The organism is Rickettsiella endosymbiont of Xylota segnis, from assembly GCF_964019545.1.
Lineage (GTDB): Bacteria > Pseudomonadota > Gammaproteobacteria > Diplorickettsiales > Diplorickettsiaceae > Aquirickettsiella.
Window position 1 is genome coordinate 1,155,017 of record NZ_OZ026451.1, and the last position, 17,610, is coordinate 1,172,626.

General features: G+C 34.9%; 18 protein-coding genes and 1 pseudogene. 5 read left to right on the forward strand and 14 right to left on the reverse strand.

The window, feature by feature from the left end; all coding sequences use genetic code 11:
• Positions 1–3: 3 nt before the first annotated feature.
• Positions 4–891: a hypothetical protein gene (locus AACL18_RS05305; protein WP_339049775.1), complete on the reverse strand. Its 888-nt coding sequence runs from the start codon at positions 889–891 to the stop codon at positions 4–6.
• A gap of 113 nt (positions 892–1,004) precedes the next feature.
• Positions 1,005–2,444, reverse strand: a complete 1,440-nt coding sequence (locus AACL18_RS05310) for a cytochrome P450 (RefSeq protein ID WP_339049776.1) — start codon at positions 2,442–2,444, stop codon at positions 1,005–1,007.
• Between the two features lie 186 nt (positions 2,445–2,630).
• Between AACL18_RS05310 and AACL18_RS05315 the strand changes: the two genes are divergently transcribed.
• Positions 2,631–3,074, forward strand: a complete 444-nt coding sequence (locus tag AACL18_RS05315) for a hypothetical protein (protein WP_339049778.1) — start codon at positions 2,631–2,633, stop codon at positions 3,072–3,074.
• 400 nt (positions 3,075–3,474) lie between these two features.
• Positions 3,475–3,750: a hypothetical protein gene (locus AACL18_RS05320; RefSeq protein ID WP_339049780.1), complete on the forward strand. Its 276-nt coding sequence runs from the start codon at positions 3,475–3,477 to the stop codon at positions 3,748–3,750.
• Positions 3,751–4,072: 322 nt separating this feature from the next.
• On the opposite strand, the pseudogene AACL18_RS08125 reads toward AACL18_RS05320, so the two are convergent.
• A pseudogene (locus AACL18_RS08125) lies at positions 4,073–4,153 on the reverse strand (hypothetical protein); the annotation flags it as partial.
• A gap of 434 nt (positions 4,154–4,587) precedes the next feature.
• On the opposite strand from AACL18_RS08125, the gene AACL18_RS05325 reads away from it, so the two are divergent.
• Both AACL18_RS05325 and AACL18_RS05330 read left to right on the forward strand, forming a co-directional pair.
• Positions 4,588–4,941: an ankyrin repeat domain-containing protein gene (locus AACL18_RS05325; protein WP_339051614.1), complete on the forward strand. Its 354-nt coding sequence runs from the start codon at positions 4,588–4,590 to the stop codon at positions 4,939–4,941.
• A 203-nt stretch (positions 4,942–5,144) separates the two neighbouring features.
• A complete protein-coding gene (locus AACL18_RS05330) occupies positions 5,145–5,927 on the forward strand; it encodes an ankyrin repeat domain-containing protein (protein WP_339049781.1) in 783 nt (260 codons plus the stop codon).
• A gap of 248 nt (positions 5,928–6,175) precedes the next feature.
• Here the strand turns inward: AACL18_RS05330 and AACL18_RS05335 are convergent, their stop codons facing one another.
• Positions 6,176–6,463 (reverse strand): hypothetical protein, encoded by a 288-nt coding sequence (locus AACL18_RS05335; RefSeq protein ID WP_339049783.1) that lies wholly within the window; start codon positions 6,461–6,463, stop codon positions 6,176–6,178.
• A gap of 289 nt (positions 6,464–6,752) precedes the next feature.
• On the opposite strand from AACL18_RS05335, the gene AACL18_RS05340 reads away from it, so the two are divergent.
• Entirely contained in the window at positions 6,753–7,349 is a 597-nt protein-coding gene (locus tag AACL18_RS05340; protein ID WP_339049784.1) for an ankyrin repeat domain-containing protein, read from the forward strand.
• A gap of 155 nt (positions 7,350–7,504) precedes the next feature.
• Here the strand turns inward: AACL18_RS05340 and AACL18_RS05345 are convergent, their stop codons facing one another.
• The 10 genes from AACL18_RS05345 to AACL18_RS05390 form a co-directional block, all read right to left on the reverse strand.
• Entirely contained in the window at positions 7,505–8,149 is a 645-nt protein-coding gene (locus AACL18_RS05345) for a hypothetical protein (RefSeq protein ID WP_339049786.1), read from the reverse strand.
• A 90-nt stretch (positions 8,150–8,239) separates the two neighbouring features.
• Positions 8,240–8,611, reverse strand: a complete 372-nt coding sequence (locus AACL18_RS05350; RefSeq protein ID WP_339049788.1) for a hypothetical protein — start codon at positions 8,609–8,611, stop codon at positions 8,240–8,242.
• A 143-nt stretch (positions 8,612–8,754) separates the two neighbouring features.
• Positions 8,755–9,009, reverse strand: a complete 255-nt coding sequence (locus tag AACL18_RS05355) for a hypothetical protein (protein WP_339049790.1) — start codon at positions 9,007–9,009, stop codon at positions 8,755–8,757.
• A 133-nt stretch (positions 9,010–9,142) separates the two neighbouring features.
• Entirely contained in the window at positions 9,143–9,463 is a 321-nt protein-coding gene (locus AACL18_RS05360) for a hypothetical protein (RefSeq protein WP_339049791.1), read from the reverse strand.
• 19 nt (positions 9,464–9,482) lie between these two features.
• Positions 9,483–11,114: a hypothetical protein gene (locus AACL18_RS05365; protein WP_339049792.1), complete on the reverse strand. Its 1,632-nt coding sequence runs from the start codon at positions 11,112–11,114 to the stop codon at positions 9,483–9,485.
• Positions 11,115–11,224: 110 nt separating this feature from the next.
• Positions 11,225–11,443, reverse strand: coding sequence for a hypothetical protein (locus AACL18_RS05370; RefSeq protein WP_339049793.1), 219 nt, complete (start codon positions 11,441–11,443; stop codon positions 11,225–11,227).
• A 92-nt stretch (positions 11,444–11,535) separates the two neighbouring features.
• Complete coding sequence (locus AACL18_RS05375; protein ID WP_339049794.1) at positions 11,536–11,853, reverse strand: enhanced serine sensitivity protein SseB C-terminal domain-containing protein; 318 nt, start codon at positions 11,851–11,853, stop codon at positions 11,536–11,538.
• A gap of 225 nt (positions 11,854–12,078) precedes the next feature.
• Positions 12,079–12,465 carry a hypothetical protein gene (locus AACL18_RS05380; RefSeq protein WP_339049795.1) on the reverse strand — a complete coding sequence of 129 codons (387 nt, stop codon included), beginning with the start codon at positions 12,463–12,465 and terminating at the stop codon, positions 12,079–12,081.
• A 10-nt stretch (positions 12,466–12,475) separates the two neighbouring features.
• Entirely contained in the window at positions 12,476–17,158 is a 4,683-nt protein-coding gene (locus AACL18_RS05385; protein ID WP_339049796.1) for a hypothetical protein, read from the reverse strand.
• A gap of 160 nt (positions 17,159–17,318) precedes the next feature.
• Positions 17,319–17,606 (reverse strand): hypothetical protein, encoded by a 288-nt coding sequence (locus AACL18_RS05390; RefSeq protein WP_339049797.1) that lies wholly within the window; start codon positions 17,604–17,606, stop codon positions 17,319–17,321.
• Positions 17,607–17,610: the final 4 nt, after the last annotated feature.

Here is a 17,610-nt window from a genome sequence, read left to right on the forward strand (position 1 = left end):
AAATTATACCTTTCTATCTATATCAGAAATAAGCGTGATAAACCCTTTAAAAAATTTTTTAATCTGGCCATCATCCCAATTATGACAAACGTGCGTGAGCGTCATATTGATACTTTCTTGTAATTTTATAAAGTGAACTGAGTTAAGTTTATTTTTTTCATTTACAAAAACCTTAGTTCCACTTTCGTTAAAAACTTGGTATCTTTTCCACGGAAGAGGATCTATATCAGCTAAATATTTTTTATAAATATACTTCAAGACTGGATTACTTCGATCTGGATAAGTAATAAAATCAGCGCCTAATTTTATTAATTGAAAAATAATAGCGCCTTCCTCGATAAGATAATTTTTTGCTGCTTGAAAACAAACATCAAATTTTAGTTTGATGCCTTTTCTATCCCATTCATCAACTAATTTAAATGCATAACTTCTGGATAAAGCATTAACTAAGTCTTTTAACCGATCATCTTCTTTTTCATAATCATTTTTTATTTTATCTACCTGCTCATAAAATGAATCGCTTTGCTCACCCAACGTGCAGGTTGTAATCTCTTCCCAACTTCTTATTTCATAAGGAATAGATAATTCATCGAGATAAGGTTTATGCATTTTTACCCATTCCTCACCTGCTTTTTGAGCTTTTTCCAGCGCCTCTTCAATAATTAAATTAGGATCTAATCTTATATAATGCCTTTTTAAGTACCCTGTTTCTACAACAATTAACTTATGAATACGTTTATTTAATTCATATTCTTGGTTAACCAAACGACAGAAAGCCTTAAAGCTTTCACCTTGCTGATACTCTTGATCAATGCTAATTACTGTCAATAGGCAAATAGAATTTTTTTGTGAATGTTCAATAGAATCTTTGAATTTTGCTAATTTAGACATATTTACATTCCTCTTTAAAAAATTTGGGGCCTCCAAGCCCAAAATAAGCATTCCCTGCAAATTACATCATAAAACACACAATTTATTATTTAAATAAAATATGAATTAATCCCTCATAGTTTTTTAGAAAAAACACTCGGCAGTTTCTCTTCTAAAAAAACAGAACTCTCCTCACGAGGAATAAATCGTACAATCGGCGGAGATTTAAAAAAAAAGGCGCTACTATTATGTATAGATAAACCGGCAGGTTCCTTCATTAACTTAACCTGATAATGGGAATAAATGCATGCGATAAAAAATTTAATGATCGTCATAGACAATCTTTCTCCTGGACATACTCTTTCACCTAGTCCAAAAGGAATATAAGCTCCCTTTTTAACGACCTTGTTCTCTATAAATCGATCAGGATTAAAATCGTCCGGAGAGTCCCAAATTTGTGGCAATCGATGCGTTAAAAAAGGAGATAAGAAAAAAATATCTCCTTTTTCCAAAGTAACTTCTTTTGTTAAAACTAACGTCTGGTTTATTTCGCGTGGTAAAATAAAAGGCGCTGGAGGGTATAATCTAAAAACTTCTTTAATTACTCTATCAAGATATTTAACTTGATTAATAGTTTCAAGACTTAAAAGTGGTTCTTTTCTCAGCTCTTGAAGTAATTTTTTCTCAACTTCAGGATGAATTGATAATAAATAAATAGTAGCTTGTAATGCAAATGAGTTTGTTTCTGACCCTGCAAGAATAAGTAAATTAAAATCAGCTAGAATATCTTCTGATCTTACTTCTTCATTCGATTTGACATTTATTTTTCCCATAGCATTAATCAAGCTAGATCGATTTTGGTCGAGAAATTCAGGAAAAATCTTGAGTATTTCTAGAAAATGTTCTTTCAACTTTGCTATGGTTATGCTATCCGACTCTTGTATGCCGAACAAACTAGTAGCCATTAATATGGTGCTTGCTAATTTGTCTTTATATTGACTTAATTCGGAAATTTGATTAGGTGGAGAAATGGCTAAACCAAATAATAAACGTTGATTTATTTTGATAGAAAAATCATCAAAAAGTTCTTTTATATTTATATGATTGGCATGAGTTATAAATATATAATCGATATAACTTTTTATTATTTCAAAAATTGACGATTGAATTTTATGAATTGTCAAATGTTGTTTGTAAGTGTTCCTCTTTTTTTTCCAGTTTTCATCGGCTTCACTCAAAATGGATTGATTTTCATCATGTAAACAATCAAAAGATTCTATTTTATTTTTTATAAGTTCTTTATATCGAACTTTAATATTATAAATATCGTCAGGATTGGCGATAATTAGAACTTTTTTTCTTCCTAACCAAAAAGAACACATTTTGCTCGAATGAGCCTCTATTAATGGCTTAGCTAAATAGAGAGTATTTAAAATTCCATCTTCTTCTCGAATAAGAGATAACCTGCCATTGATAATATTGCCACGAAGGTGAGGAATAGTAGGATACGGTCGTCCTAATAACCAAGCTAATTTCTCTTGAACCGTTTGTATCCAATTTTTTTTATTTTCCATAAAAAACTTCCTATTTTATATGCTTAAAAAGATATAAAAATAATTCTATATATATCAGTTTAAACCTTTTTTAAAATTAATTATAGTTTTTTTGTATTTTATTAAAAAATTAAAATACTAGTTTTTTATTTTATTTAGGAATAAAATTAATTTGAAGGATATTTTAACAAGGAGATTAATATCATTATGAAAATTTTTTCTTATTCTACAGATCCCACTTTTTATACCAAACTCGCTTTTTTTTTAAGTCAAATATTTTTAGGTAAAACAGCTGCAGATACCTGTATGAGGGCTGAGGATTTTAAACGCGGCTGCAATCAGGATGGATGCTTTTATATGGAGGGCGAATCGCTTAATACCTCAGGGATAGCTATAGCCTCTAAACCAATCAATTTTACAGGTACTGAAATTTGGGAAGATCCAACCCAATTAAAATCAAAAAATCAAACGGTGGGTGAAATTGCTTGTCATTATAAAGCAGAATCTGGCGCAGCGTTTTATATGTTTTCTGGAGATAATGCGACCCCTTCATCATCAAATTGGCAGCGTAATAAAAATAATAATCGCTTAGAATGTAAATCTGAAACTAACGATGTAAATAATTGTCCGTATAGATTTTTAAAAAGATAATTAATCTTGTGTATACAGATAGATGTTTTTTAACTAAAAATTTTAATGAATAGTTTATTAGCCTCTTGAAAGCATCGATATAAATAAGTAGTCACAAAAAAATAATCAACAGGAATAAAAAGAAACTATTAACTATATCGAAGTCGAGAGGCATTTTTTAAACTTAGTGATCCATTCTAACTCCCCGTAGACATCTGCCCAAAATCATTTTTTTTAAAAACAGAAATATCAGTAAACCAAATTTCAAACGAAGATAATCAATTCTTTATTTCCTTATTCCCTATCGATATCTTCTTTCATATGTTTTTGATGTTAATAGATTTATTGTTTTTCCTATTAATTTTACCTTAAGAATTAACGACTAAACTCTTCTATTAGTTATTCACTTAGAGATTAAAAAATGCCTAAAAAATATCATCAATTAACAGAAAACCACGTAGTGACGTTAGTTCCCCCAATTGAAAAAGTTTATGACCAAAAAAATTTTAATGGAAATTTATTTGATTATCTCAATTTCCTTTATGAAAAAGATCTATCAGAAAAGCTGAATAAAGGACTAATAGAAAGTCAAAAACCTAAAGGGAACTGTTTAAACAAGATAAGTGCATTTTTTTCACTAGAATGTATTAAAACAGAAAAACCTACTCAATCGACATTTCAATCTTACATTAAATAGAGGTGTAGAATCAGTAAAAATTAGAATCAACTTTCACGATCGATGGTGCAAAAATAAAAAAATAAAAATTTAGTGTTTTGACTGATCCGACTTGCTCAAGAATTTACTCAAATTGAGAACATAGAAAACATCAGTCAATACGCTATTTTCCTAAATAAAAAATAATTTTTACAATTTGAGATAGTTTTCACACCTTTTGCGTATTCATGAATGATGTTATTTCCTTCTCCATAAAATGAAACTTCATTCTCCCTGATTCGCATACCGATCCCACATCAAAGTTTAGACCTAACTTCTGCAACATCTTCAATTGTTTCTCCATCTATAAATCGAGTTTTAAAACGCCCCATAGCGGTTGCAGATATTGAGCATGACCTCCCAACTCGGTTGCGGCAGAAGAAAATGATAAATGAGTTCTTACAGAGGGGCTAAAAAAAACATAATAAAATTTTTATATGATAAACAATTTATCCATTTTTCATTTTTGGATTTTTTTCATCCTAATGGCCAACTCAATAATAGATAATATTTCTTCCTTTGTTAAATCTTCCGTACAAATAATTTCTCGATTTTTTAACATCATGATTACTTTGTTTTAGTTATAAAATTTTTTATGTTCTAATTTATAAATTTTTTTCATAAAATTCAAATTAAAATGTCAATGATTCAACTCATTGCAGATCGTTATCAAAACCCCGACTTCCACTTTTTGTGCTAACTGCTCATGCAAGAGGTAAATAAGCATGTGGATCAGAAACTATTAAAAAAGGAGAATATATTTTATTAGAAATTTATGATGCCGGTAAAGAAGATAATTGAGTAGATGTTAAAAGCTTAATTGAACAAGGAGCCAATGTTAATGCAACTGATAATGAAGATAAGAGTGCACTTTATTGGGCCTCAGAGCGGGGTCATTTTGAAATCGTCAAGTTGCTGATAGAAAGCAATGCAATGGTTGATGTGGCCGACGCTGAATACGGTGAAACACCATCGTTTAGAGCGTCTATCGATGGTTTTTCTGATCGAGTCGAATTACTAATAAAACATGGAGCTGATGTTAATACTGCTGATATTTATAACGAATCACCATTGCATGGAGCAGCTGCCAATGGGCAGATTAACGCAGCCAAACTATTGCTAGAAAATGGAGCTGACATTAACAAAATTGATGTTCTTAACTTATTTTTTTAGTTGAATAAGGAAAAAAAATGGAACCGAAAAAACTCGCTGTAAATACGGCATAATTTCCTTAGAAAATGTTTCAAGATACATTATCTAGTAGGGATTTATTATCAATAAAATTGATTTAATTTAATAATTCTTTAATATTATTTTGATAATATTAACTAGTGTTTATTATTTGATATTAAATTTATCCTCCTATGAGGTATGTTATGACTAAAACAAACGATCGGTTATTTGACGCAATTAAAGAAGATGACATAAAGGAAGTTTCTAAGTGCTTAAAAGAAGGCGCTGTCGTTTATGCAACCGATAGTAAAGGACGGACGTCTCTGCATCTGGCTTATAAATCTGTTGCGATAGCAGAACTACTTATTGAGCATGGAGCTGATCCTAATGCAACCGACAATGAAGGATTAACCCCACTCCATAATGCTTGTTTTTATAGCGGTATTGAAATCTCAAAGTTACTTATTGAGAAAGGAGCTAATGTTAATGTAGCTGATTACAAAGGATTAACACCACTGCATAAAGCTTGCTCAAGGGGCCGGACTGCCGTAGCAAAGCTTCTTATTAAAAGTGGAGCTAATGTTAATGCAACCGACCAAGGATCACCTCTCTATATAGCTTGGTTCTTTAAGCGTAATGAAATAGTAAAGCTACTTATAAGCGCTGTATTATTGGAAAATCTTGGAAAAAAAGAAAACCCTCACTATATAAAACAACACAAAGATTTCTCAGCTTATTGGGATGAACAGATGCAAATAATTAATTCAAAAATTGATTATTTGCTAGAAAGTGAGAAGATAGGTTGTAAAAATTCGACGCAAGTTCTTTTAAACAAAATTCCTTTGGTGACAAATAATTCTTTACTTTCTTTGTCGTTTCATCAGTTTTTCAAATTACTGAATCCGGAAGCAATAAAGAAAACAGTTTCTAATAAAACCGACAATTCTGAGGAAAATATTTCTTCACCTCCTGGACTTAGTGAATAAAATAATATAGATATGCTTAGTTGCTTAAACCTCGTTTAAGCAACTTTGTAGGGTAGGTTTATAAGTTTTTTTCTATTTTTATAAGTGGGATTTTTTTCATATTCTTCCTTAGCTAGTTTTGAGTATTTCGGCTATGTTAGCAATTTGGACTTGCACTAAACCTACAACTTACCGTTTGTAAAAATTGGAAGTTTAGTTAAATAAATATAAAAGATCAGACTTAGAAGCGTTTATCGATGCAAGAAGTATTAAGATAAATAAGTTTCAATCCTAGCACCAGTAGAATTTCCCTCATGGGGTGTACACGCTAAGTGTTTGATTTTACTGGTTCCTGCTATGACGTTTTTTAAACGATAGTCGTTGGTGGGGACTTGTATATGGCTTTCGTTAACTGGGATCACAAAAATATCAGTGGAAGAAAAATTGGTTTGATTCATTTCAACCAAATCTAGCATTGGGATATTTAAATGGGTTCCGCGCAAACCATGACGTTCTTCAATCGTATCTTGGAGCTTGAAACGGTTTTGGTACTGCAATGCCACTCGTGTATCAAACAGCTGACATACCGACTTCTAAATTAATTTCGGACATGAAACAACCTAATAAATAAAAAGAATTTCATCATCAGGTTGCCCAAGGTAGTGGCTGATAACCCTCAACTTAAGAATGTAAAGGAGTTTTTCTGAATACTCTTAAGCCAATAAAATCATTATAATTATCTCAGAAAACAGGAGCAAGATACATTATCGAGTAGGCTTTTATTTAATATTTTATTAAGTTTCATGATATAAACTACATTTAAAATTGGACATAAATGAGGCTTATATGTCATTAGAACTTTGTTTGGCTGCTGGAAATGGGGATCTAAATTTAGTTATTTCTGCCATTAAAAAAGGAGCTGATGTTGATGGAGCTCAAGAAGGAAATAATCATCCTCCACTGAATTTAGCATCTAAAAAAGGACATCTTAAAGTTGTAGAAGTATTAATAAATCATAATGCAGATATTAATAGAATGGATAACTGTGGTTATGGATATACGCCATTACATCAAGCTTGTAAAAAAGGACATTTTGAAATAGCAAAGCTAGTTATAGAAAAGGGAGCCAACATTAATGCAACTGATTGTAATGGGCGAACTCCATTACATTTAGCCTGTCAAAAAAACTATATCGATATAGCAAGTTTACTTATAGAAAATAAGGCAGGCGTTAATATCGCTGACAAATATAAAGTACTGCCATTGCTTTTAGCGGTGGGTAATAACAGAGAAAAAATAATACATTTGTTACAAAAAAATGGGGCTGAGATCTTTGGGCCCAATGATAATGGAGAAATATGGGATAATTTGGTTAGAAAAAGACACATTGACTCATTAAAACTAATTATTGATGCCTTATTGTTGAAAATTCCAGTAAGATGAAATATAATAATGTAATTACTTTCTATGGGAAAATAACCTATGTCAAAAAAATACAAAGTGACGCTACAAAATCCAATAGAAAAACTAATTTTTGTTACCAGCGCTAAAAATTCTAATGCTTTTTTTATTTCTTTAATTTTAATATTCATCTAAAGTTATGAAGTTAATGACTTAACTAATTTTCTTGCAGCCTCTTTTGCTGCTTCATCCCATTCTAAATAGATGTTATGTGGATCATGCAATAGTTCCTGTTTAGAAAATTTCGGCATTTGTCCGTATGGGCCAACACTTGCAATATTTTTCCAAATTAACTTATTCTTAGAATTAGTCAAGCTACCTATAACCATTAAATCAGGCCCTAATTTACTCGAAAAACCACAAGGGCTTAATCCATAGCTTCTAATCTCAAGATTTAAAACGGCATCTGCATCTTTTGTTTTTACAATTCTAAATTTTGCATTTTGTTTAATTTGGCTTATTGCTTCATCTCTCAAGATGCTTGAAATATTAATCCCTGCTTCCTCAGCTACATCTTGTATTTGGTTTCGCTCTGGAAAACCATTCACATCTTTATCAATAACATACGCTAAAGGAGAAATTGCTACTAAAAGAACGTCATTTTGATTTTGATAAAATATAGTTCTTGGTTTTATTATTTTTTTATTGACGTCTATCCCTTTAATTAATTTTGCATCTTCAGGTTTCAGTCGCATAGTTGAGATACAACCACTCAAGAAGAAACACACATACATTACTACTAAGCTGTTAAATATTTTAAAAATATTTTTATTCTTAAACATTACTAATCCCATATTAATTATTATTGAAGACTTGGGATGGATTAGCATCCCAAGTTATTGGAAAATAAAATCTTCTAACGATTATTAATTTTATTGATCTTGAAATTTAATGGAGGGAGGTAAATCACCACATTTTTTCTTGGTATATAGTGTACGTAACCAATTATCACGTAGTTGATAGGATTGAATTTCGATACGTTCTGCATCAGAGAAATCCATAAAGAACCAAGGCGCTATAATAAACGCACCGGCAACACCTAGAGCGATATTTTTCCCCATTTTGTTTTGCTGTGGAATGAGATTTGTAATTTTAGATTGGTTATTCATTAATTCCAGTTTCAAAGCATTACAGGTAAGGCTTTCATCACCGGGTTGATGCAAAGGAATGGGATTTGGAGTTCTTCCCGCGCAAGCAGAAAGTAATACAACAGTAGACAATAAACAGATTAACTTTTTCTTCATGGTTTAAAGTTCCTTTTTTATTGTTATTTAAAATAATAAACGCGCAGATACTACTATTAATTTAATATAAATTAAAGTATGTTTTAAAAAATGTATTAAATAAATATATTGTCGGAAAATTTAGTTATCTGCTTAATAATATTTCACTGATAAAGCGATAAGTCTATATTACTACTGGGATTTAGTTTTAATAAAATAACGTCATAAAAGTGACGCAATAAAAATAAGACAAAAGCCAAACCAAGCGCCGACAATCTTGCAGTCCATGGCAGAACATCAAATATGAGTGTCACAAAAAAAAATAACATCAGTATAACTCCAATGAAATTGCTCACATTGATAAACAGCCCGCTTACGAACAGCATCGGATAAAATATAATAGCTTTGAGTGCAGTCATGTTGTATCTCCTTATTTTTATATTGAAAATCCTATGATAAATGACTAAAAAATATTTCCTCTACAATTTATGTCTTGAGTTTTAAATTAAATATATTGTGGCAGTATTAACTGCCACAATAAAAAACACAAAACTATTTATGAAACCCTGTACGCGTTGCTTCACCTGTTTCAGGGTCAATTTCATATGTAAAACCTGAGAAACGGTCTGCGATAATTTTTCCTTGGTCATTTTTGCTTAAATATACAAACCCATCATTATCGTATGGTGGTTTTGTTTTTATTTCTGAAACTTGCCAAATAATATTTTTTTCTTGATCAATACTGTAAATATTTGCAAGTTTTTCTGAAATAGAAATGCTTTTATCCCCCATAACATCGAGCATTACAATTTGCTTATTACCTAATTCTACTTGCTTATATATTTTTGCAATTTGTTTTTCGCTTAATTTCATATATTTCCTCTCATCGATTTTATGGGTTTAGTCCAAACGTTGGTTGATTTATTAAACGTGTATTAATAAAGCTAGAGTTTGGAATATCACTAATAAGTTGATATTGGAAACCTGATTTATCTATCAACCCAAACGAAGGCTGTGGCCCAATCTGTCCAACATAAAATTCTGTATTAGATGGTACATTCACTTCAGTAATATAAATTGGAACATCAGGCAATCCTAGATGAAGTCGTAAAGCTTCTGGATCTCTCAGAAATGGCGCAATCTCTTTTTCGCGCGCCAAAAACCTTCCAGTCACACGATCTGGATCTACGTGAACTCGATATAATTTTATTTCTTGGGCTGTAGTAATTTTACGAAGACTTACGTTATCAGGATACGGTTGTTTCCAACCTGCAGCCCTTGTCTCTTCACTGACAAAATCTTTATTAACTACATTTGAGAAAACCCGTTCAACACTAGACAAAAGACGTGAGCTCTCTGTCCCATTATGACCAAACAATCCCCATCTATTCATCAAGCTTGATGCTTGCATGATTCCTTTAGCTACTGAGGGCAACGGTAGTTCGGCTGCTGCTATCCACGCTGCTCCATACTCAGCATTACTCTCGCTATAACCTAAATTCAAATAGTTTTGTTCGTTTGCAGCTGCATGTCCTACATTTTCTCGCATCACTTCACTGTTAGCTGCAGCTCGACCTTCGGCTATGAGTGCACGATGTTCAAAAACATCTTCTACTGAGTTCCAAGCACGCTGCCAAAATCCACTTGGATTTCTTGGTGGATCCACATGTTGAAAGCGACTCACCTCTTCGCCAACACGTTGGCCAAGTTGTTGTGATACATTTGAATCGTTTACATCAAATGTTACTGAAGGTAACTGTGCATGCGCAGTAAATTCTGCATCGTTAATTAACTGCGATTCCCATTGTTGTTCTATGGTGGTTTGTGTGATGTGTCCCACACCTTGACTTGCCTTTTGGCTTTCTTGATAGTCATCGGAAACTGGCTTTGCTTGTCGTTGTTGCATCCCTACTACAACTGCATCTGAAATCAACTGTGTCGCTAAGTTTTCAACATCGAATCGACCTCGCACCACACTACTCATAGCCGCTACACCTAAATCGGCTACGAGACGTCGTTCTAAAGGATTATCTATATTTATTTTAGCGCTTAATCCTGCTGATCCCATCGCTAATGCTACACCGGCTATATCAAATTGCTGACGTATGCCTATCGCCATTTCGGTTAATTGTTCTGACACATTCACCATACCCATACGCACCATCGTCATAACTGTTTCTTCACCGAGCGCGGCGCCTCCAAACCCGGAAGCAAATCCTGCAGTAATACCCGCGGTTATACTTTCTACTAAAGAAAAATGATCTTTTAATCCAATACCCACACACAATTCTTGTGCAGCGGCATCCGTTAATCCGGCTGCCACGCCAGTCATTACGGGTACTGATACACCTAAAGTTCCTGCTACACTCGCCACAGCCGCAACTGCTGGTGGATACACACAAACAACCACCACCGCAATAGCACAAATCAACAAACCAAAAAAATCATCATCGTCTGGTGGTGGCTTATTAGCTACCCTTTCATCTCCTTCGAATAATATTTGTAAAAATCTGCATCCTCCCATTCATCCTCATAAACAACAGAAACATCGTTCAGGGCTGACAAAACCCGCGGGTCAGTACTAATTTGCTTCCTACTCAATGCGGCAACTTTCACCTCATCCCACTGAAGTTCTCACATTGAAAATATAACAATTTCAAGTGGCCCATTTCTATAATCATTAACTATATCTATAAAACATTGAGACAATATATTTCGTTTATTTAAATTAGCTTTCACAAAGTTCAAAATATCTAGTAACTCAGGCTCTAGCTCTTCACTACCATATGTATTCTCCCACTTTTTTTTCGCTATCATTGCCATTTTTTTGAAAATAATTTTTACATCGCTCATAGGTTCGTCAAAATGCTCAGTTTGTATAATGAAGACACACCCTAACAATCAAAACTAATAGAGGTAATGTTATGTGTTATCTATCAAAGTCATTAAGAAACATAAAATGGCTCTACTGAAGAAAATAACTCTGCTTTTTCTGGTGTATCAACATGCATAAAATCGATAAATTCATTTTCTTGGCAAGTTGTCTGAACTATTTTTTTCAATTCATACGCGATAGAATCTATTTGAACATCCATAACAATTCCTATAGTAAGGTGAGGAGGTTCTCCAGAAATTGGATCATATACCTGTGCTAAATATGCAGTTCTCACATCTTTTTTTTTCTTAAAAAAATCTACAAGCTGTTTAGCAAGTTCTGCTGGATATATTCTTGGTTTGCCAATCAATAAAGGATGTTTCTGCATGAAGATATACCTTGATTGTTTTTAAGAGTTCGTTCGATAATTCAAATATTTTTTTCGGCGCGCATTATTTTACCTCCTAATGAAGGAAGGCCAGTACTTACATCTAATTTCGCAGTTTGACTTAAATACCCGAGCTTTTAGGTAATCTACAGCTCATAATCATCTGGGTTTTGCTGTGTTATTGCAAATGATTCTGAACCAAACTCATCAATTAGCTTAAGAAAATTAAAGCATACCTTCTTCACGATACATTTGTTCAACTTCCTTATTGAACAACTCTATCGCCTTAAGATCCTGATTTTCCATATCTTCAAAAAAATTATCACAACTCCAACTAGCAGGTAACATAGTTACAATTTTTTCGTCACCAAGCTCTTGAATCTTAGTAATCCAAGAAGAAGGTATTGTTTGAGAAATAAATTCAAAGCCATTTAAAGAAATAAAATGGGGTTCTTTATAATGTTCAGTCTGAATATATGCTTCGATTCCATCTTTATTGCTCCAGTCTAATGCGAGTATTACATACTCGTTCCCTTTCACAAGCCAAGGACTTTTATCGCCGAGATCTTCTTTTGTGACGGGGCTGATAACCTTATTACATTTCACAATCATTACATTCTCCTTAAAATTTAAAACCATATTGATCCAAAATCGATTGCGGAGAATCAACACCATTAAATACATCAACCTGATTTTTAACCTTAAAGTCAGGGTGGGTATAATTGATTTCACCAGTAAATCTATTTTGATAAAAATGAACTTGAACTCTTTGACCACTAGGCAGTTCAATTGATTGAGTAGACAATTTTCTCCAATCTGTTATTTGACTTCCATCTTTAGTAAGCTCCTTAACAACAGTTGGATTTTCTAAAACTGCACCTCGTTTCATCGCAGGAAATGAATTCTGTAATGCTTTAGTTGTTAATCTTCCTTCTAAATCAAGAATTCCTGCTTCTTTTAAAGCTAATTCTGAGCTTAACTTCAACCTAGTAACTTGATTGTTTGCTTCGAAATTTGACAGGGCTTCTAAATTCTCCGCCCCATTCCGACGAAAAAATCCCCATCTATTCATCAAGCTATATGCATTAGCAGCAACTATCGGTAACCTAGTTACGGCAGGTGATGCAGACACAACTAGAGGTGCCATCCAATTTGCTACTCGTGTTTCAACAACACTCTCGCTATATCCTAAATCCAAATAGTTTTGTTCGTTTGCCGCTCCGTGCCCTACACTTTCTCGCATCACTTCACTATTAGCGGCTGCGCGACCTTCGGCTATTAATGCGCGATGTTCGAAAACATTTTCATACCGTTGCTCTATACGCTGCCAAAATCCAGTTGGATTTCTGGGTGGATCGACATGTTGGAATCGACTGACTTCTTCGCCGACTCGTTGTCCGAGTTGTTGCGCTACATAAGAATCGTTGACATCAAAAGTAACTGACGGTAATGGCGTATTCGCTGTGAATTCGGCATCGTTGATTAAGTGTGAATCCCATTGTTGTTCTACTGTGGTTTGCGTAATGTGTCCTGCACCTTGACTTGCTTTTTTGCTTTGATGATATTCATCTGAATCTGGTTTTGTTTGCCTTTGTTGCATTCCTACTGCAGCTGCGTCAGTAATGAGTTGTGTCGCTAAGTTTTCAACATCAAAATGTCCTCGCACCACACTACTCATACCCGCTACAGCAATATCCGATACCAAACGTCGTTCTAAAGGATTATCTATATTTATTTTAGCGCTTAATCCTGCTGAGCCCATCGCCAAGGCTACACCGGCTATATCAAATTGCTGGCGTATACCTATCGCCATTTCAGTTAATTGTTCTGACACATTCACCATACCCATGCGCACCATCGTCATGACAGCTTTTTCACCGAGCGCTGCTCCTCCAAAACCTGAAGCGAAACCCGCGGTAATCCCTGCGGTTACACTTTCTGCTAAAGAAAAATGATCTTTTAATCCGATACCCACACATAATTCTTGAGCAGCGGCATCCGCCAATCCGGCTGCCACTCCAGTCATTACGGGTACTGATACACCTAAAGTTCCTGCTACACTCGCCACAGCCGCAACTGCAGGTGGATACACACAAACAACCACCACCGCAATGGCACAAATCAACAAACCTAAAAAATCATCATCGTCTGGTGGTGGTTGTGGCGTATCCAGATGTGGAGTGAGAGAGCCTTGGATGATTTGTAATAATTGATAATACGGACGTGCCATGCCGGCTTTGTTATGTACCGAGATAAGTTGTGGGATAACGATGGTTTGACCTGGTATCAATGTTCCGCCGCCATTCGCAGCATCAATATAGCTCCCTAAACTAGCATCACCATACACATTATTCGCAATTGATTCGTAAGTATCTTTATCCGCACAAGTGTAGGTTTGTGGCAAACTCGAAAAATCGTTAGCGCTTGCCGAACTCATACCAATTTCCATTCCAGCACTGCCTTGTGGCCTGATCCAATTCAATAATAAATCAAAGGACTTATTACGTTGGTTTTTATAACTGGCTAAGTATTGACCATTTACGCGATAAAAATAATAAGTTTCCAGATTAGAAATAAAAATATCTCCACTAAAAATAGGGTTTAAGTGCATTCGATGCAGTATCAAACCTTCTGGCGTCGCGATAAAATATTTATCTCGCCCATCTGGATCTTCAGCGCCGCATATCGCGTTCGGCTCGCCATTGGGACCAAAGTAGTTTTTAACTGAGGAATAAGCACTAGTCCCATGGATGTTAGTTCGATAACCCTGAATACTTGCAATTCGCCATTGATCCCAACCTACATAATTACAATTAAGATGATCAACATTCCCTTCCTCATCGCCATAATTTATCGTTTGTTGCTGAGGTAAACCCATCGCCGTTATTTGTTGATAATCTGTACGGTTTACAACTTGAAAATGACCTGGAACAGTTGTAGTTTGAATATTTGCAACTAACCAGGTGTTTTCATTATAAGCTCGTTCTTTATCAATAATGTATACAAGCCCAAATACCCAATCAGACACGATTTTATAAAGTCTTTGCCTACCTGCACTATCGTATTGTCTTTCAATACTTGAATTGTAGGGAACGTCATAGCGAGAACCCACTTGTCGCCCATCGCTGTCATAGAAAAATTTCTCAGTTATTCTGCTTGTGCTTATCGTACTTTCTGTCACCTTACGATCATTTTGGTAAGAAAATTCAGCGCCTTTATTAGGGATTATTTTGATCTGCCCATTTTCAAGAACTCCTTCAGACACAATCACCCTATCTTCAGTATCATACTTCCACCAGACTTCCTGATTAAGTTGGCTACCATCATTGGTTTTTATTGCACCCTTAATAAAGCGTCGATTACTCACCGCATCATAAGCAGTAGTAAAGATAGCTTGTTGGTCCCGTGTTAAGATCTCTCGACCCAATGCATCGATTTGACTGCTGGTTTCACGAAGAATTTCTGCTTCACCGCTAACAACACGGACTGCAATCCGTCGACCTTCTGAGTCATAACCATAAGAGATTTTTTTACCGGTAGCAAAATCATTAATTTCAGTGATTTGGCCAGAAACATACTGATGATGTAAATGTTGCCCAGGCACCGGGGATCTCTCTTGTTTATAACCCAGCCAGACCGGTATCAATTTTACATATTCACCGTGGGACCCCCCCTCTGACATGACATCGACTAATTGTGCTTTGGAGTCATAGCCATAACGATAAAGTGCACCACTTAGATCGGTATGTTGTAGTGGTTTGCCAAACGTATCACGTTGCCAAGTTAAACAACTGTTATCCGGATTTTCTAGTTTGATCAATTGATGGTTACGTCCATAAAACATGCGCGTGCATTGACCGAGTGGCTCATAGCGTTCAATAATATTACCTAAAGCGTCGAAGTTATAACGTCGTGTATTATTGGCTGGATCCGTATCACTCGTTCGCTGTTTTAGTTCGTTATACGTATAACCACGACGACTACCGGAAGGTTTTTGAAATGCTAAAAGATTGTTCTCTTGATCATAAAAATATTTTGTGGCTTGACTCGCAGCATCTCGCGATTCAATCATGTTGTTAAACGCATCAAACAATTGTGTTTTGCATTGTGTGCCTTCTGCTAATATTTCAATAATTTTATGACCTGCGGCATCGAGGATATATCCTTGCGTATTGCCATTGGCATCGCGCCTTGCTATTTGTTGTCCACGAATATTATAAGCAAAAGTTGTAATAGGACAGAGTGCTTTAGTGTTGCCTTGTTCATCGACTACATCCACTAAAGGTTCTATTTTTTGAACAATTTGGTTCGTATCGTTATAAATGTATTGTGTGATATGACCTAAGCTATCGGTTTCAGTTAATTTATTATTCCATAAGTCATAGCTATATTGACGCGCAGGCTGTACCAGATGTTGTCGATCCGGATCGATATTTTGAGTGGTGGGAAATACTAGGCCCGCATACGCAATCACTAAATCTCCGCTATAGGCACCAAAATGAAAAGGATATACACCAGCGCTAAAACCAGTCACATCCACTACAAATCCTTGTGAGATCAAATTGATGCTGGAAAATTGTGTCCAACATCGCATTCTATCCAAACTCACATTCAAATATTCTAGGACTGGTATTTCTTTGTTGGGTGCAAGATCAGGCAGCGGACTAACCACCAGCTGAGTTTTATCGGTAAAATTCAGTTCCGTAATAAGTTCGGGATTAAATGTTGATGCGCTGGGCGTTTCATCGTTGTAAAGTGGTATCCAATCTTCGGGTTCCTGATCTAAAAAAGCAGTCGCATGCTGAGGAACCATTTCCCATTCTTCTTCATCACTACTATCAGAATTCTGTGCCTCCAACATCAGCCAATGCTGTTGCAAACGCGTTGACACAGGCGGCTTACTCAGTGCTGGCCATTTCACGGCTAAGGAAAGTTTCTCAATAGTCTGAATAGGAACCGAAAAATCAACATTGCTCTGAATTTTATTGCCATTTTTATCAGAATACGTCGTACGTTTTTTATCGGGATCAATTTCTACTGTTTGTATTTGTTGTTTTGATTCTCTATCAAGATAGTGACATTCCAATTTAACGACTTGGGATTGTAAAAAGCTGGGGACTTGCCAATCAAGTTCGACATGATTGTCTAAGAAACTAAATTTCAAACTCGTCGCAATCTCGCGAGACAAAGGTTTGTGTGCAGTTTTATGCGTGTAGATGGTAAAAGCTAAGCTTTCATCAACTCCTCGCCAAAATCCACTGGGATTTCTGGGTGGTGGCGGTGTTGGATGATAAAAGTGACTCACCTCTTCGCCAACGCGTTGACCAAGTTGTTGTGATACATACGAATTGTTTACATCAAAGGTGACAGACGGTAATTGTCTATTCGCAGTAAATTCTGCATCGTTAATTAACTGCGATTCCCATTATTGTTCGATATCTGTTTAATAAAATTCATATAAACACTCATGGTTTCCAAACCTCAACCCCTATTCCTTGAAATTCCATAGCATCTTTAAAATTTTGTAAAATCTCTTTTTGTTTATCATGAGTAATCGATTCTCCATCATCCCAATTTAAAAATGCATCTGATTTAATAATTTCACAAAATTTTCCATTTGGCAAAACACCATTATCCAATTCAATCGTAATTTTTTTTGACCCCTCTTTATATTCTGCCGTAAAACGTCCAGTCCCTTGAACAATAAAACCTTTATTGCTTTCAACTCCTTGTTTATTTAAATATTTGAACATAGCT

Coding starts and splice junctions, on each gene's coding strand:
- AACL18_RS05305 (WP_339049775.1), bottom strand. CDS start 891: ATGTCTAAATTAGCAAAATTCAAAGATTCTATTGAACATTCACAAAAA.
- AACL18_RS05310 (WP_339049776.1), bottom strand. CDS start 2,444: ATGGAAAATAAAAAAAATTGGATACAAACGGTTCAAGAGAAATTAGCT.
- AACL18_RS05315 (WP_339049778.1), top strand. CDS start 2,631: ATGAAAATTTTTTCTTATTCTACAGATCCCACTTTTTATACCAAACTC.
- AACL18_RS05320 (WP_339049780.1), top strand. CDS start 3,475: ATGCCTAAAAAATATCATCAATTAACAGAAAACCACGTAGTGACGTTA.
- AACL18_RS05330 (WP_339049781.1), top strand. CDS start 5,145: ATGACTAAAACAAACGATCGGTTATTTGACGCAATTAAAGAAGATGAC.
- AACL18_RS05340 (WP_339049784.1), top strand. CDS start 6,753: ATGTCATTAGAACTTTGTTTGGCTGCTGGAAATGGGGATCTAAATTTA.
- AACL18_RS05345 (WP_339049786.1), bottom strand. CDS start 8,149: ATGTTTAAGAATAAAAATATTTTTAAAATATTTAACAGCTTAGTAGTA.
- AACL18_RS05350 (WP_339049788.1), bottom strand. CDS start 8,611: ATGAAGAAAAAGTTAATCTGTTTATTGTCTACTGTTGTATTACTTTCT.
- AACL18_RS05355 (WP_339049790.1), bottom strand. CDS start 9,009: ATGACTGCACTCAAAGCTATTATATTTTATCCGATGCTGTTCGTAAGC.
- AACL18_RS05360 (WP_339049791.1), bottom strand. CDS start 9,463: ATGAAATTAAGCGAAAAACAAATTGCAAAAATATATAAGCAAGTAGAA.
- AACL18_RS05365 (WP_339049792.1), bottom strand. CDS start 11,114: ATGGGAGGATGCAGATTTTTACAAATATTATTCGAAGGAGATGAAAGG.
- AACL18_RS05370 (WP_339049793.1), bottom strand. CDS start 11,443: ATGAGCGATGTAAAAATTATTTTCAAAAAAATGGCAATGATAGCGAAA.
- AACL18_RS05375 (WP_339049794.1), bottom strand. CDS start 11,853: ATGCAGAAACATCCTTTATTGATTGGCAAACCAAGAATATATCCAGCA.
- AACL18_RS05380 (WP_339049795.1), bottom strand. CDS start 12,465: ATGATTGTGAAATGTAATAAGGTTATCAGCCCCGTCACAAAAGAAGAT.
- AACL18_RS05390 (WP_339049797.1), bottom strand. CDS start 17,606: ATGTTCAAATATTTAAATAAACAAGGAGTTGAAAGCAATAAAGGTTTT.